Source organism: Streptomyces sp. NPDC086549, from assembly GCF_044746205.1.
In the GTDB taxonomy this organism is placed as follows: Bacteria; Actinomycetota; Actinomycetes; order Streptomycetales; family Streptomycetaceae; genus Streptomyces.
This window is the reverse complement of the sequence record NZ_JBIVBS010000004.1, coordinates 159,357-172,703: the sequence shown is the minus strand read 5'-3', so window position 1 is coordinate 172,703 and position 13,347 is coordinate 159,357. Positions and strand designations below refer to the sequence as shown.

Genomic DNA, 13,347 nt, shown 5'->3' with positions numbered 1-13,347 from the left:
AGCCACGACGGACCCGCGGACGACACACCGGACTTCCAGCGGAGCGCTCAGGGCTGCGGAACCCTCAGGTCCAGCGCCTGCCGCCACTCGGCCACCGCCGCCGACGACACCGGCCCCGCCCAGCCCTCCGGCCGTGCCGCCCCGCCGATGTGGAAACCGTCGATGCCGGCGTCCAGGAGGGTCGGCACGTGGTCGAGGCGGAGTCCGCCGCCGACGAGGAGCATCTGCTCGTACCCCGGCTCCCCGCGCCGCAGCGCCTCGGCGTGCAGCGTGGGGAGTCCGTCGTCCACGCCCGACGCCGAGCCGGCGGTGAGGTAGGTGTCGAGGCCGGGCAGGTCGGCCAGTTGCTTGCGCAGGGCGTCCCGGTCCGCGGTCCGGTCGATCGCCCGGTGGAAGGTCCACCGGCAGCCTTCCAGCTCGGCGACGACCCGCTCCACCGCCGCCAGGTCCACCCCGCCGTCCGCGTCGAGGAAGCCGAGCACGAACTGGTCGGCCCCGGCGCTCCGCATCTCCCCGGCCACCCGCACCAGGCCGACGACGTCCCCGGCCGCGAATCCGTCGGCCAGCCGCAGCATCACGCGCAGGTCGATGTCGACGGCGGCCCGGATCGCGGCGAAGGTCCGGGCCGGCGGGGTCAGTCCGTCCGCCGCGATGTCGGTGACCAGTTCGAGGCGGTCCGCGCCTCCGGCCTGGGCGGCGACCGCGTCCTCGGGGCCGAGGGCGATCACCTCCAGGACTGCACGCGTGCTCATAGGACCCCTTCCGTCGGTGTTCCCCTGGAGCGGCTACAGGTCTAGTCCAATCTCAGGGTACGTCGGGAAGGCGCGGGGCCGCGAGATCGCCCCCCGGTCGCCCGGGATTCGTCCGGGAGTCAGTCGTCCGGGAGTCACCCGAAGATGTTCATCTCCCGCGCCCGCGCCCCCACCAGTTCGTACGACGCCTGCGCGACCGGCCGTCCCGAGTACAGCCGTACGAGCGTGGGGGCGTCCCCGATGAACCGCGCCGGGGTCCGCGACCCGCTCGCCTCCCCCAGCCGCAGCGGCTCGTCCAGGTCGTCCAGGTCGGCGTGCACCGGCAGATGCCCCCTCTCCCGGGTCACCCGGGCCAGCAGGGTGAGCGCGTACGGCACCCCGGCCCCGGAGTAGGCGCCCGGCTCGCCGAAGGTCTCGCGCACATCACCGGCGTGCACCCATTCCCCCAGCGCGATCATGTCCAACACCCCGCCCGCCCTGGCGATCACCGGCCCGGCCTCGGTCAACCCACGCTCCAGTTCGTCGACGACCCGCGCGTTCGTCCTCCCCCACTGCCCTAAAGGCGTGGGAGGTGCCCCCACGGCCCGCTCGACGATGTCCCGGTCGTTCGACTCGGGCGAGAACACGCCCTTCTCGAAGCGGCTCTCCCACCCGGATCAGCGCGGCCGAACAGTGCGCGAGCACGTCCCGCACCGTCCACCCCGGACACGCGGCGGTCGCCAGCGCGAAGTCCGCGTCGGGCCGGGCCCGCAGCAGGGGTATCAGCGCGTCGCGCTCGACGGCCAGCAGCCGTCCGGGCAGTTCGGGATCGCGTGCACCATGAACATCAGTCATGGCGTCCAAGCTAGGCGGCCCGCACGCACGCGCGCGCAAGAATGACCCCATGGCCGACCTCGACGCCCTCCGCACCCGCTGGACCCGAGCCCTGGAAGGAGCCCGCGGCCCCGGCGGCGGCCCCGACCCGGTCCCGTACGCCGACAACCTGCTCGCCCGCTGGCAGGAGCCGCAGCGCCACTACCACACGCTCACCCACCTCACCGCGGTCCTCGACCACGTCGACGTGCTGGAGGAGCACGCGGCCGACCCGGACGTCGTACGCCTGGCCGCCTGGTTCCACGACGCCGTCTACCTCCCCGACCGCTCCGAGAACGAGGAGCGCTCGGCCCGGCTCGCCGAACGCGCGCTGTCCGAGGCCGGGGTGCCCGACGACCGGACCGCCGAGGTGGCCCGGCTGGTCCGGCTCACCGTCACCCACGACCCGGCCGACGACGACCGCGACGGCCAGGTGCTGTGCGACGCCGACCTGGCGATCCTCGCCGCGCCTCCGTCCGCGTACGCCGCCTACACCGCCGCCGTCCGCGAGGAGTACCACTTCGTCCCGAACGACGACTTCCGCGCGGGCCGCTCCGCGATCCTGCGTCAACTCCTCGACCTGCCACGCCTGTTCAGGACGCCGTACGGCGAAACGAAGTGGGAGGCGACCGCCCGCTACAACCTCCGCTCCGAGCTGGAAATGCTGTCGACCCCGGCTGACCCGACCACCTAGTGTGCGGCCCATGCGTGCATTGGGCGGGGAACAGGTGGAAGAGGCCGTCGCGGACTGCGTGGCGGCGCTGCGGACCGTGCTGGACCGGGACTGGACAAAAGTGACGGCCGGCCGGCTGGAGTGGAGTTGCCACAAGACGGCCGAGCACATCGCGAGCGACCTCATCGCGTACGCCGGGCAACTGGCCGGACGCGCACAGGACTCCTACGTCCCCTTCGAGATCAGCCTCGACGAGGGCACCGACAACGCGGGCCTGCTGCACGTGATCGAGACGACCGGCACCCTGCTCGCCACCACGGTCGGCACCACCCCGCCCGACGTCCGCGCCTGGCACCCGTACCCCTTCCGCAGCGCGGACCGCGAGGGCTTCGCCGCGATGGGCATCGCCGAGATGCTGCTGCACACGCACGACATCGCCGAGGGCCTGGGGATCTCCTACACGCCGTCCGAGGAGCTGGCCGAGTCCGTCCTGACCTGGCTCTTCCCGCACGTCCAGCCCGGCCCGGCCGCCTGGCCCACCCTGCTGTGGGCGACCGGCAGGGGCGAGCTGCCCGGCCGCGCCCCGGTCACCGAGTGGCGCTGGCGCAACAACCTCGTCATCCCGGCCGAGCGCCTCACCCTGACCGGCGTGCGCCCCGCCGCCGCCCGCGACCTGCGCCTGGGCGGCGACGGCGGCTTCGAGTGGATCGAGGGCGGCCCGTACGAGGGCACCCGGGACGCCGCCGGAATGACGGTCAAGGCGTACGAGGCGGGCGTGCACCGGCCGGAGTTCGGGCTGTTCGTCCTGGTCCGGCGGGAGGACGGCCGCGCGATCGGCGGCATGGGCTTCCACGGCGCCCCGGACGAGGAGGGGCGCGTCGAGATCGGCTACGACCTCGTCGAGGGCGCCCGCGGCCAGGGCTACGCCACCGAGGCCCTGCGCGCGCTGGCGGACTGGGCGCTGGCACGGGACGACGTACGCACGCTGTTCGCGACGGTCGAGCGGGACAACACGGCCTCCCAGGCCGTCGTCACCCGGGCCGGGTTCACGCAGGTGAGCGCGGACGAGGAGGAGTTCGCCTACGAACTGCGGCGCGCTTAGGCCCGGTTACCGGGCCCGCCCGATGTCACCGGCCCGCCCGATGTCGACGGCCCGCCCCTTGCGCCTGCGCAGCCCGGAGGCGTGCAGCAGCCGCACCACCTCGCGGCTGCCCACCTCCACCGCCCCGGCGGCCACCGCGTCCGCGTACCGGTGCGACGGAAGGTCGTAGTGGTCGCGCTCGAAGGCCCGCCGGGGCACACCGAGTTCCGCGGCGAACAGGTGCAGTTCGTCGTACGACGCATCGCTCACGAGATGCGACCACAGGCGCCCGTGTCCGGGCCAGGTCGGGGGGTCGATGTACACCGTCACGAGGAGGACATCCCGCCCGTCGCCCGCCCCAGTGACCCGACCGCCGCGACCTTCACGCCCGCCTTGTGGCACACCCAGTGCGGATCGGGCCCGAGCTCCGGCTCGACGTCCAGCGCGTGCGGGTCGCCGGAGCCGCAGACGGGGCACAGCGGCCAGCGCCCGTACCGGTCGAGCAACGCGTCCTGCACGTCCTGGGCCACCAGCCCGGCCAGGTAGCCGGCCCCGTCCGGCCACTGCTCGATCCACCAGCGGCGCTGTACGACGGAGTCCTCGACCAGCGAGACGACGTCCGCCTCGGCGACCTCGCCCGCGACCAGATCGGCGAGCACCAGGGCGCGGGCGGCATGCAGAGCCTGCTCCAGAGGGCTTACGGGGTCCATGCTCCCATTGTGCGCGGTCTTGACCACTGCACCGAGCCGAAAATATCTTTCATACGTGACCCAGGATGTGAAGGAAATTTTCGGCAGCCCGGGCAACCCCGGAAGCACCCCGCCGGCCCCCGCCGCCCTCGCCGCCAAGGTGCGCACGCTCGGCCCCACCATGACCCGCTCCATGCAGCGCGTCGCCGAGGCCGTCGCGGGCGACCCGGCCGGCTGCGCCGCCCTCACGGTGACCGGCCTGGCCGAACTCACCGGCACCAGCGAGGCGACGGTCGTCCGCGCCGCCCGCCTGCTGGGCTACCCCGGCTACCGCGACCTGCGCCTGGCCCTCGCTGGGCTCGCCGCGCAGCAGCAGTCCGGGCGCGCCCCCGCCATCACGACCGACATCGCGGTCGACGACCCGATCGCGGACGTCGTCGCCAAACTCGCCTACGACGAGCAGCAGACCCTCGCCGACACGGCCGCCGGTCTCGACACCGCGCAGCTGGGAGCGGCCGTCACCGCGCTGGCCGGCGCGCGGCGGACCGATGTGTACGGCATCGGCGCGTCGGGGCTGGTCGCCCAGGACCTCACGCAGAAGCTGCTGCGAATAGGGCTCATAGCCCACGCGCACAGCGATCCGCACCTCGCCGTGACGAACGCGGTGCAGTTGCGGACGGGGGACGTGGCGATCGCGATCACGCACTCCGGGTCGACGGGGGACGTCATCGAGCCGTTGCGGGTCGCGTTCGAGCACGGGGCGACCACCGTCGCGATCACCGGGCGGCCGGACAGCGCGGTGACGCAGTACGCCGACCATGTGCTGACCACGTCGACCGCGAGGGAGAGTGAACTGCGGCCGGCGGCGATGTCCTCGCGAACCAGTCAGCTGCTCGTCGTGGACTGTCTGTTCGTGGGGGTCGCCCAGCGCACCTACGAGTCGGCCGCGCCGGCGCTGGCCGCTTCCTACGAGGCTTTGGCTCATCGGCATCGGAGTGGTTCCCGATAGACCGTAGGACCGGAGACTGCACCGACCCGCGACGGAAAGAGCCGCCCGCATGACCTCCACGTCCAACCCCCGTGACCTCCGCGCCGAGTTGGAAACCCTCACCACCGAAGCCTTCCGCCCCGAACTCGCCGACATCGACCGGCTGCCCACCCTCGGCATCGCACGGCTGATGAACGGTGAGGACTCGGGCGTCCCCGCCGCCGTCGCCGAGTGCCTCCCGGAGATCGCCGCCGCCATCGACGCCATCGCCTCGCGCATGTCCCGGGGCGGCCGCCTGGTCTACGCCGGCGCGGGCACCGCCGGGCGGCTCGGTGTGCTGGACGCGTCCGAGTGCCCGCCCACCTTCAACACCGACCCCTCGCGGGTCGTCGGCCTGATCGCGGGCGGCCCGGAGGCGATGGTCACCTCCGTCGAGGGCGCCGAGGACTCCGGGGAGCTGGCCCGCAAGGACCTCGACGCGCTGGTGCTGACGCCCGACGACACGGTGGTCGGCGTCTCGGCCTCCGGCCGCACCCCGTACGCGATCGGCGCGGTCGAGCACGCCCGCGCCCTGGGCGCCCTGACCGTCGGTCTGTCCTGCAACAGGGACAGCGCGCTCGCGGCGGCCGCGGAGCACGGCATCGAGATCGTCGTCGGCCCGGAGCTGATCACCGGCTCCACCCGGCTGAAGGCCGGTACGGCCCAGAAGCTGGTCCTCAACATGCTGTCGACGATCACGATGATCCGCCTGGGCAAGACGTACGGGAACCTGATGGTCGACGTGCGAGCCTCGAACGACAAGCTCCGGGCCCGCTCCCGCCGTATCGTCGCCCTGGCCACGGGCGCCACGGACGAGGAGGTCGAGAAGGCCCTCGGTGAGACCGGCGGCGAGGTGAAGAACGCGATCCTGACCATCCTGGCCGGCGTCGACGGCCCGACGGCCGCCCGCCTTCTGGAGGAGTCCGGCGGCCATCTGCGTGCCGCGCTGGCGGACGCGGGCCGCTGACGCGCACGCTCGGGGGGTGCGCAACGACCCCGCCCGGACCCCCGCCTCCACCGCCGCCGCGATCCTGCCCCTGGTCGGCGGCCCCGCGAACGTCATCTCCGTCGCCCACTGCGTGACCCGGCTGCGGCTCGGCCTCGCCGACCCGGCCGCCGTCGACGAGGAGGCGCTGCGGGCGCTGCCCGGGGTGCTCGGGGTGGTCGTGGACGGGGGCTCGTACCAGGTGGTGCTGGGGCCAGGGGTGGTGGCGGAGGTCACGGCGGAGGTGGAAGGGCTGGTGGCGCCGGCCGCCGCGGACCGGCTGGCCGCCCGGGGTGCCGAGTTGAGGGCGGCACAGCGGCAGCGCAACGCGACCGGTCTGAAGACCGCCCTGCGCCGCGTCGCGAACGTGTTCGTCCCGCTGATCCCCGCCCTGATCGGCTGCGGAATCCTGGCGGGCGTGGGCGGGCTGCTGGTCAACGCCGGTTGGCTGCCGGGCCTGACCCCCGCCCTCGCCGCGATCGCCTCCGCCTTCATGGCGCTGATCGCGGTGTTCGTCGGGTACCGGACGGCGAAGGAGTTCGGCGGCACGCCGGTGCTGGGCGGGGCGGTGGCGGCCGTGATCGTCTACCCGGGCGTCGAGAAGGTCACGGCGTTCGGCGTGCATCTGGCACCCGGTCAGGGCGGGGTGCTGGGCGCGCTGGCGGCGGCGCTGCTGGCGACGTACGTGGAGCGGTGGTGCCGGGGCCGGGTCCCGGGCGCGCTGGACGTCCTGCTGACACCGACGGTCACGGTCCTCGTCGCGGGCCTGGTGACGCTGTACGGCCTCATGTACACGGCCGGAGCCGTGTCGTCCGCGATCGGCACGGGCGCGGACTGGCTGCTGCGGACGACGGGCGCGTTCGCCGGACTGGTCCTGGGTGGACTGTTCCTGCCCCTCGTCATGCTGGGCCTGCACCAGGCCCTGATCCCCATCCACACCACCCTCATCCAGCAGCAGGGCTACACGGTGCTGCTGCCCCTGCTGGCCATGGCGGGCGCGGGACAGGTGGGTGCGGCGATGGCGGTGTACGTCCGCCTGCGCCACGACACCTCCATCCGTACGACGATCAGGTCGGCTCTTCCGGCCGGGCTGCTGGGCGTGGGCGAACCGCTCATCTACGGGGTGTCCCTGCCGCTCGGCCGGCCGTTTCTGACGGCCTGTGCGGGCGGGGCGGCGGGCGGGGCGTTCGTCGGGTTCTTCGCGATGCTCGGGGACAAGGTGGGGGCGACGGCGATCGGACCGTCGGGCTGGGCCCTGTTCCCGCTGCTCGCGGGGAACAGGAGCCCGGCCCTGACGGCGGCGATCTACGGCGGAGGCCTGCTGACCGGTTACGCCGTCGGCTTCCTGGCGACGTACGCGGTGTTCAGGCCCGGCAGCCCGAGACCCGGCCGATCCACTTGATGAACTCGCCGGGGTCGTTGTCCGCTCCGTGTCCGGCGTCCCAGTAGTACTTGATGTCCACGTCGTCACCCAGGTTCTCCAGGCGGGCGGCGAGGTTGGCGGCGACGGTCAGTGAGGTGTCGCTGTCCTTGGTGCCGAGGCGGATCCACCAGTGCTTGGCGCGGTGCGGGTTGGCCCTCTCCACCAGGTGGAACATCGGGTTCATCTGGTGCAGTTTCTCGGGGATGTCGCTGTCGAGGCGCGCGCTCGCGCCCTCGGCGTGGCGCAGGCTGTAGAGGGTGAAGTGGCGGGCGGCGGTGGTCCCGGCGCCGTACAGGTTGCACTCCGGGGTCGACAGGTCGAAGGCGTCGAAGGAGGGCGCGCCCTTCTTGCGGGCGCCGACGTGGGTGAGGAACTCGTCCCAGGAGAAGGTGGCCGTCTCGCCGTCCCAGGCGATGAACGTGTTGGCGGCGAGGTAGGTCTTGCGGTCGGTGTCCGAGAGGGCGGTGAGATAGCGGGTGGCCGAGGGTTCCAGGTGGGTCCTGACCAGGTACTCGTCCAGGTTGCGTGCGGTGAGGCGGCCGAAGCCCGGTGCCGTCAGGTGCAGTTCGGCCACGTAGTCGGTGAACTCGGCCTTCAGGTCGGCGGACACGGCCTGGTCGACGGTCGAGCCGTCGGCGAGCGGGTTGGCGCCCCAGCACCACTCGTAGGAGGCGTCGGCGTGTTCGAGGTCGGTGATCGGGCACCAGTCGCCGCTGGCGAAGACGGCGTCGCTCTCGTCGGCCGCGCCCAACGCCGCCAGCGCCTCGGCGTAGAGGGGACTGTCGCCGGAGGCGCCGAGCAGCGCGGAGAGCGCGCCACCCGCACTCGTACCGGACGAGACGATCCGGTCCACGTTCCCCGGGATCCGGCCCCGGTTGGACTTCACGTACCGCACCGCTGCCTTGAGGTCGACGATCGCCGCGGGGGCGGTGCCGTAGTAGACGCCGTTCGCGTCGACGAGGGTACGGCCGCGGGCGCCCGGCTCGACAACCACGTATCCGGCGAGCAGCGCCAGCTGCGTACGGCTCGGCCCGCTGTTGCCGCCACCGCCGGGGCCACCCGGACCACCCGGCCCACCCGGGCCGCCCGCGCCACCGCCTCCCCCGATACCGGTCGCGCTGGCCACCGAGGAGGGCATGTAGCCGCCGACGTTGTTGGCGAACAGGATGGGCGCGTGGGTGGCGTCGACGGCGGTCCCGTCGACGCTCACCGGGACGCTGACGTTGAGGCCCTGGTAGGTGGTGTCCACCGGGTTCGCCACATAACTGGCGACCTTGTAGAAGTGGTACGTCACCGAGTGGGCCGTGCCCTCGGTGTCGGTGATGCTGGTGGTCAGCTCGGTGTAGGCGTCCGGGTCGAAGACCAGGGACGTGTCCGAAGCCGCGGCGGACCTGGTCGCTGCCCGGGCGCTGCCTGCGAGCCCGACGGCCGGCACGACGGCGGCTGCCGCGGTGAGCCCCATGACCACAGTTCTGCGCTTCACTCGCTTCACATCCGTCTCTTCTGTAGGCGGCTCGTGCGGTTCAGGAGTGCAGCAGCGGTTTCTGAGAGTCTCCTCTGAACTGGATGACTTGTCGCCAAAATCGTCAACACTTGGGGTTCCGGGTGCGGAAGTTGGCCTGATTCAGCGGGCCACTGGGCCCGCCCGGCGAGTCAGGGCAGCCGCCCCTGCCGATTGATCTGCCGTGCACGGGCCAGGAGTTCCTCACCGACGGACATGGCACGCAGTACGTCCGTCAGATGCTCGGCGGTACACACATTGCGCCGCCCCAGGTCGACCAGGGCGAACGGCTCGTCACTCGCACCGGTCACGGGGTCGACGCGCAGCGACGGCAACACGACACCGACGCCCGCGAGTGCGTCCCGCAACGACTCCACGATCTCTTCGGTCGACCGCACCTTCCCTACCTCCACGCTGAGTTCCGGGTACGCCACACAGCGTGTCCGACACGCCGCTAACCTGGCCAGACACGACGCCCCAACAACCCCACTTGTTCAACAGGGAGTCGCCGCCATGCCAGGACCGAAGGATCTGGACCCGTCCTCCTCACCCCGGGCCCTGCTGGGCGCCGAACTCCGCCACGCCCGCGAGAAGGCCGGACTGAGCCAGGAGGAGGTGGGGCAACGGCTGTTCGTGAGCGGGTCGTTCATCGGGCAGCTGGAGGCGGGGACACGGCGGATGCAGCCGGAGTATGCGCGGATGCTGGACGAGGCGCTGGGGACGGTGGACTTCTTCGGGCGGAATTGCGCGGCTTCGGCCAGGTCCAAGTATCCAGACCACTTTGCGGAGGCGGCGGAGGCGGAGGCCAGAGCTACGGCGATCAGTCAGTACACGACGCTGCTGATCCCGGGACTGCTGCAGACGAGGGCGTACTCGGAGGCGGTGTTCCGAGCGTACGAGCCGACGGCGACGGACGAGGAGATCAACGCCCGGGTAACAGCGCGTATCGAACGCAGCCGCCTGCTAGACGATCCAACAACCCCGTTGTTGTGGGCGGTTCTGGACGAGGCCGCGCTGCGGCGGAATGTCGGCGGCGGCGCAGTGATGACGGAGGCCCTGCGCCACGTAGTGGACCTGGCGCGCAGGCACCGCATCATCGTGCAGATGCTGCCGTACAGTTCCGGGGCGCACGCGGGGATGGACGGCCCGCTGAAGCTCATGGAGTTCGACGACGCACCTCCGCTCTCCTTCGTCGAAGCACCGGACATGGGGAAGCTGCTGGACGACCCGGCCACCGTCGCCCGACACACCCGGATGTTCAAACTCCTCGTAGCCGCTTCCCTTACTCCGGCGGACTCCCTGGTCTTGATCGAGTCTGTGGCGCAGGATTACGAACATGAGGAGCATCCCTGAGCACGAACTGGACGCGGTTACCTGGCGCAAGTCCAGCTACAGCGGCGGCCAAGGCGGCGACTGCCTGGAAGCGACCCACGACTTCCGCACCCTCATCCCCATCCGCGACTCCAAGAACCCCCACGGCCCGAAGCTCGTGTTCCGAGCGGCAGCGTGGACGGCATTCGTGTCGGACCTGAAGCGTTGAGCGAACCGCGCGACCACGAACCGGTCTTCATCAGAAAATGGGGCCGTTCGTACTACAACACCCGCAACCCGATCGGCCTCGCCCTCACCATCGGCTCGCTGCTGTTCGCGGCCGGGGGCATCTACTACGTCGAGGCGAGCTCGAAGTGGAGCGAGGGCGAGCTGCGGACCGCGGTGCACGAGGCGGCGACCGCCTTGGAGAAGAAGCAGGTCGTGGACGACGAGTACACGGGCTTCACGGCCTACATAGACGAGGCCATCGACGCCACCGGGAAAGGCCCGTCGACCGGCGCGGTGGTGGACCAGGTGTCCCCCACCTCGGACGACTACACGATCACCGGCCCCGGAACGGACGCGGCGTTCTGCATGCACATCCAGCCCACACCGGTGAACGACACGTACGCCACCCTGACCGTCCAGGTCGAAGACGGCGCCTGCTGAAAGCCCCCGGGGCTCAGACGCCGAGTTCCGAGCCGTCTTTCCAAGGAACGGGTGGAGGGCCTCAACCCACCCGCCCACCCTGGCGAGTTGACTTGACGCATTCGACTTGCCACGCAGAGTCACGAACCTCTAGCGTGCGCACATAAGCAACAGCCCCCGCCGGTGCTACCAACACCTGGGCGGGGGCTTAACCAACGAGATCGATTACGAGGCTCGATCCCATGGCTGACGCCAACTTTAGTGCTGCCGACCTGTCCGCGCACCCCTCCCCGCACCCAATGGCGAACCCGGGCTACGGCAAGCGCTCCGCTCCGGACCAACGCCCGCGCACCAAACACGACTTCGCCCACCTCCCACCCCGCGAAGCCGCCATCGCCGCCTACCTCGACCGCCTCCCCGACGGCGCCGACATCTCCGTGAAGACGCTGGCCAAGACGCTGCCGTACGGACAGTGCGCACTCCGGACCGCCCTCAACCGCCTCCAACAGGCTGGGCACTTGCGGCGAGGACGTGAGCGGCTGGCCGGTACCGAGAACGTCCGCTGGATCACCCGAACGTGGTTCTCCCGCACCGCACGCGACGATGACTGGTGGGCGGCCTTCACGCGCGGCGACGTACCGGAGGAGCCACAGCCACCGGACCCGCCCCGCCGGACCACCCGCTCCCGCGCCCTCATCCTCCTCGCCGCCCTCGGCCGCACCACCCCCGCCCTCTCCCTCTCCCAGTCCGACTGTGCTGCCCTCGCCCCGCTGCTCACGGAGTGGTTCGCGCGAGGTGCCACGGACGAATATGTACGCCAGGCCCTCACCAGCGGCCTCCCCTCCCCCGTCCACCACCCGGCCGCCCTGCTCCGCAAACGCCTCGTCGACAAGCTCCCGCCCGAGCCGGTGCAGCCATCCGCTCGCCGGCCGCTCCGCATCCTGGAGTGCGCGAAGTGCGGCGTGCCCGGCCGCCCGGAGGCCTTGCCGGGTGGCATCTGCGGCGCGTGCCGGGGTGAACGCGCCCCCAGTAGCCACACCACGCCCCTGTCACCTCCCGAGGTCCGCTCCCGCGCCGCCGAGATCCGTGGCGCGATGAATCAACGACACGAAAGGACACCCGTATGAAAGTCCCGATGCCCATCGGGGACTTCGAGGAACTGGCCGAAGCGGCCCCTGAACACGTGCGCCTCGAATTCGTGGACGGGCGTGTCCGCACCAAAGATGCGCTCAGCGTCGAGGATTTCGAGGAGTTGGAGCGCCGCGCCCCTGAGACCGTCCGGCTTGAGTACCTCAACGGGAAACTAGAGGTCAAGGCCCCGCAGGACGGCAACCACTCCTGCATTCACGCGTGGCTGATGCGTCAGTGCCTCCTCCAGCGCCCCGGCCATGGCCTCTATCCCTACTCCGGCGTCAAGACACAGGTTCACCGCAACGGACGAGCCCGCACGGACGGCGCCTTCGCGCGGCGCGGGCACTTCACAGGGCATGGCGAATGGTCCGACCCCGACGGCATCCTGATGGTCGTGGAGATCACTGTCCGCGACCACGACACCAACCAACGCGACCGCATCGACAAGCCCATCGGCTACGCCGAGGCCGAGATCCCCGTCTACCTCCTCATCGACCGCGACGACGACACCCTCACGGTCTTCAGCGAACCCAAGGACGGCCGCTATCAGCAGTCCCCGTCCCACCCCTGGGGCACCACCGTCGTGCTCCCATCCCCTGTCGACATCACCCTCGACACAGAGCCGCTCAAGAAATACGCCTGACCCTCTCACCGATCGACGAAGGTCCAAGAAATGAGCACACTGCACACACCCGCGGGTGTGTACACTTTTTCCATGGAGACGTATCCGCTTGTGGAGGCTCGGAATCAGCTCGGCCAGCTAGTCAGCAGGGTCCGGCACGGGCAGGAGCACATCCTGATCACCGAGTACGGCAAGCCCGCCGCCGCGCTCATTCCCATAAGCGAACTTGAGGAGCTTCAGAGGCTCCGGGACGAAGCAGACATCGCCGAAGCCCGTGCGCGCGAGGCGGCTCCGTCCGGGCCCTCGATGGCACACGACGAGTTCATGGCGCAGTTGGAGGAAGAGGACCGCCGAGGGGTCGCTTCGTGATCCACGCGGTGGTGTGGAAACACCACGCCATGAACGAGTTCCGACGGCTGCGAGCAATCGATCCCGTGGGCGCCAAGGCGACTGCCGCAGCAGTACGAGCGCTTGCCGAAGAACCTCGTCCGGAGGCGGCCCGCGCATTGGGAAGGTCCGGGTACTACCGCCTGCACGTCGGCGCTTGGCGGGTGCTCTACCAGCCGGACAGCGACACCGTCACGGTCTGTGTGCTCAAAGTCGGTCGCAGCACCTGACATCACACGCCGACGTCGTTGTCAGCGCCGTATGC

The 13,347-nt window shown here is 71.0% G+C and carries 19 protein-coding genes; 12 read left to right on the top strand and 7 right to left on the bottom strand.

The genetic code is table 11. The annotated features are described in order from the left end of the window. Positions 1-47: 47 nt before the first annotated feature. The 3 genes from ACIPSA_RS15705 to ACIPSA_RS15695 all read right to left on the bottom strand — a co-directional run bounded on the left by ACIPSA_RS15705 (position 48) and on the right by ACIPSA_RS15695 (position 1,586). Positions 48-752: a copper homeostasis protein CutC gene (locus ACIPSA_RS15705; protein ID WP_402634275.1), complete on the bottom strand. Its 705-nt coding sequence runs from the start codon at positions 750-752 to the stop codon at positions 48-50. Between the two features lie 134 nt (positions 753-886). After that, entirely contained in the window at positions 887-1,210 is a 324-nt protein-coding gene (locus tag ACIPSA_RS15700; protein WP_402634272.1) for a hypothetical protein, read from the bottom strand. Further along, a complete protein-coding gene (locus tag ACIPSA_RS15695) occupies positions 1,176-1,586 on the bottom strand; it encodes a maleylpyruvate isomerase N-terminal domain-containing protein (protein ID WP_402634269.1) in 411 nt (136 codons plus the stop codon). The genes ACIPSA_RS15700 and ACIPSA_RS15695 overlap by 35 nt, the downstream gene beginning before the upstream one ends. Before the next feature lie 49 nt (positions 1,587-1,635). Between ACIPSA_RS15695 and ACIPSA_RS15690 the strand changes: the two genes are divergently transcribed. Next, positions 1,636-2,298, top strand: coding sequence for a hypothetical protein (locus tag ACIPSA_RS15690; RefSeq protein ID WP_402634266.1), 663 nt, complete (start codon positions 1,636-1,638; stop codon positions 2,296-2,298). 10 nt (positions 2,299-2,308) lie between these two features. Further along, positions 2,309-3,379 (top strand): GNAT family N-acetyltransferase, encoded by a 1,071-nt coding sequence (locus tag ACIPSA_RS15685; RefSeq protein WP_402634263.1) that lies wholly within the window; start codon positions 2,309-2,311, stop codon positions 3,377-3,379. Positions 3,380-3,385: 6 nt separating this feature from the next. On the opposite strand, the gene ACIPSA_RS15680 is transcribed toward ACIPSA_RS15685, so the two are convergent. Together ACIPSA_RS15680 and ACIPSA_RS15675 are read right to left on the bottom strand one after the other, a co-directional pair. Further along, positions 3,386-3,688, bottom strand: coding sequence for a DUF4031 domain-containing protein (locus tag ACIPSA_RS15680; protein WP_402634260.1), 303 nt, complete (start codon positions 3,686-3,688; stop codon positions 3,386-3,388). Continuing rightward, the gene (locus ACIPSA_RS15675; RefSeq protein WP_402634257.1) at positions 3,685-4,068 is read right to left on the bottom strand and encodes a hypothetical protein; all 384 of its coding nucleotides are present in this window, start codon (positions 4,066-4,068) and stop codon (positions 3,685-3,687) included. The genes ACIPSA_RS15680 and ACIPSA_RS15675 overlap by 4 nt, the downstream gene beginning before the upstream one ends. A gap of 55 nt (positions 4,069-4,123) precedes the next feature. Here ACIPSA_RS15675 and ACIPSA_RS15670 point away from each other — a divergent pair, with 55 nt between their 5' ends. The 3 genes from ACIPSA_RS15670 to ACIPSA_RS15660 are packed head-to-tail and all read left to right on the top strand — an operon-like array spanning position 4,124 to position 7,461. Further along, positions 4,124-5,056, top strand: a complete 933-nt coding sequence (locus ACIPSA_RS15670) for a MurR/RpiR family transcriptional regulator (RefSeq protein ID WP_402634254.1) — start codon at positions 4,124-4,126, stop codon at positions 5,054-5,056. Between the two features lie 49 nt (positions 5,057-5,105). After that, positions 5,106-6,041, top strand: coding sequence for an N-acetylmuramic acid 6-phosphate etherase (gene murQ, locus ACIPSA_RS15665; protein WP_402634251.1), 936 nt, complete (start codon positions 5,106-5,108; stop codon positions 6,039-6,041). Between the two features lie 16 nt (positions 6,042-6,057). Further along, positions 6,058-7,461, top strand: a complete 1,404-nt coding sequence (locus ACIPSA_RS15660; protein ID WP_402634248.1) for a PTS transporter subunit EIIC — start codon at positions 6,058-6,060, stop codon at positions 7,459-7,461. Here the strand turns inward: ACIPSA_RS15660 and ACIPSA_RS15655 are convergent. Then, positions 7,424-8,944, bottom strand: coding sequence for a subtype B tannase (locus ACIPSA_RS15655; RefSeq protein WP_402635404.1), 1,521 nt, complete (start codon positions 8,942-8,944; stop codon positions 7,424-7,426). The genes ACIPSA_RS15660 and ACIPSA_RS15655 overlap by 38 nt on opposite strands. 191 nt (positions 8,945-9,135) lie before the next feature. Then, the gene (locus tag ACIPSA_RS15650) at positions 9,136-9,381 is read right to left on the bottom strand and encodes a hypothetical protein (protein ID WP_402635479.1); all 246 of its coding nucleotides are present in this window, start codon (positions 9,379-9,381) and stop codon (positions 9,136-9,138) included. Positions 9,382-9,496: 115 nt separating this feature from the next. On the opposite strand from ACIPSA_RS15650, the gene ACIPSA_RS15645 reads away from it, so the two are divergent. From ACIPSA_RS15645 to ACIPSA_RS15615, 7 genes are all read left to right on the top strand, one after another. Further along, complete coding sequence (locus ACIPSA_RS15645; RefSeq protein ID WP_402634245.1) at positions 9,497-10,336, top strand: Scr1 family TA system antitoxin-like transcriptional regulator; 840 nt, start codon at positions 9,497-9,499, stop codon at positions 10,334-10,336. Further along, the gene (locus ACIPSA_RS15640) at positions 10,320-10,523 is read left to right on the top strand and encodes a DUF397 domain-containing protein (RefSeq protein WP_402634242.1); all 204 of its coding nucleotides are present in this window, start codon (positions 10,320-10,322) and stop codon (positions 10,521-10,523) included. The genes ACIPSA_RS15645 and ACIPSA_RS15640 overlap by 17 nt, the downstream gene beginning before the upstream one ends. Then, positions 10,520-10,963, top strand: coding sequence for a hypothetical protein (locus ACIPSA_RS15635; RefSeq protein ID WP_402634239.1), 444 nt, complete (start codon positions 10,520-10,522; stop codon positions 10,961-10,963). Before ACIPSA_RS15640 ends, ACIPSA_RS15635 begins: the two co-directional genes overlap by 4 nt. Positions 10,964-11,184: 221 nt before the next feature. Next, complete coding sequence (locus ACIPSA_RS15630) at positions 11,185-12,069, top strand: hypothetical protein (RefSeq protein ID WP_402634236.1); 885 nt, start codon at positions 11,185-11,187, stop codon at positions 12,067-12,069. Next, positions 12,066-12,716, top strand: coding sequence for a Uma2 family endonuclease (locus tag ACIPSA_RS15625; protein WP_402634234.1), 651 nt, complete (start codon positions 12,066-12,068; stop codon positions 12,714-12,716). The genes ACIPSA_RS15630 and ACIPSA_RS15625 overlap by 4 nt, the downstream gene beginning before the upstream one ends. A 72-nt stretch (positions 12,717-12,788) precedes the next feature. After that, the gene (locus ACIPSA_RS15620) at positions 12,789-13,064 is read left to right on the top strand and encodes a type II toxin-antitoxin system Phd/YefM family antitoxin (protein WP_402634232.1); all 276 of its coding nucleotides are present in this window, start codon (positions 12,789-12,791) and stop codon (positions 13,062-13,064) included. After that, the gene (locus tag ACIPSA_RS15615) at positions 13,061-13,312 is read left to right on the top strand and encodes a type II toxin-antitoxin system RelE/ParE family toxin (protein ID WP_402634229.1); all 252 of its coding nucleotides are present in this window, start codon (positions 13,061-13,063) and stop codon (positions 13,310-13,312) included. Before ACIPSA_RS15620 ends, ACIPSA_RS15615 begins: the two co-directional genes overlap by 4 nt. The last annotated feature ends 35 nt before the right edge of the window (positions 13,313-13,347 follow it).

Excerpts from the sequence above, each read along its gene's own strand:
- ACIPSA_RS15705 (WP_402634275.1), bottom strand. The coding sequence starts at position 752 with ATGAGCACGCGTGCAGTCCTGGAGGTGATCGCCCTCGGCCCCGAGGAC.
- ACIPSA_RS15700 (WP_402634272.1), bottom strand. The coding sequence starts at position 1,210 with ATGATCGCGCTGGGGGAATGGGTGCACGCCGGTGATGTGCGCGAGACC.
- ACIPSA_RS15695 (WP_402634269.1), bottom strand. The coding sequence starts at position 1,586 with ATGACTGATGTTCATGGTGCACGCGATCCCGAACTGCCCGGACGGCTG.
- ACIPSA_RS15690 (WP_402634266.1), top strand. The coding sequence starts at position 1,636 with ATGGCCGACCTCGACGCCCTCCGCACCCGCTGGACCCGAGCCCTGGAA.
- ACIPSA_RS15685 (WP_402634263.1), top strand. The coding sequence starts at position 2,309 with ATGCGTGCATTGGGCGGGGAACAGGTGGAAGAGGCCGTCGCGGACTGC.
- ACIPSA_RS15675 (WP_402634257.1), bottom strand. The coding sequence starts at position 4,068 with ATGGACCCCGTAAGCCCTCTGGAGCAGGCTCTGCATGCCGCCCGCGCC.
- murQ (WP_402634251.1), top strand. The coding sequence starts at position 5,106 with ATGACCTCCACGTCCAACCCCCGTGACCTCCGCGCCGAGTTGGAAACC.
- ACIPSA_RS15655 (WP_402635404.1), bottom strand. The coding sequence starts at position 8,944 with ATGGGGCTCACCGCGGCAGCCGCCGTCGTGCCGGCCGTCGGGCTCGCA.
- ACIPSA_RS15645 (WP_402634245.1), top strand. The coding sequence starts at position 9,497 with ATGCCAGGACCGAAGGATCTGGACCCGTCCTCCTCACCCCGGGCCCTG.
- ACIPSA_RS15640 (WP_402634242.1), top strand. The coding sequence starts at position 10,320 with ATGAGGAGCATCCCTGAGCACGAACTGGACGCGGTTACCTGGCGCAAG.
- ACIPSA_RS15630 (WP_402634236.1), top strand. The coding sequence starts at position 11,185 with ATGGCTGACGCCAACTTTAGTGCTGCCGACCTGTCCGCGCACCCCTCC.
- ACIPSA_RS15625 (WP_402634234.1), top strand. The coding sequence starts at position 12,066 with ATGAAAGTCCCGATGCCCATCGGGGACTTCGAGGAACTGGCCGAAGCG.
- ACIPSA_RS15620 (WP_402634232.1), top strand. The coding sequence starts at position 12,789 with ATGGAGACGTATCCGCTTGTGGAGGCTCGGAATCAGCTCGGCCAGCTA.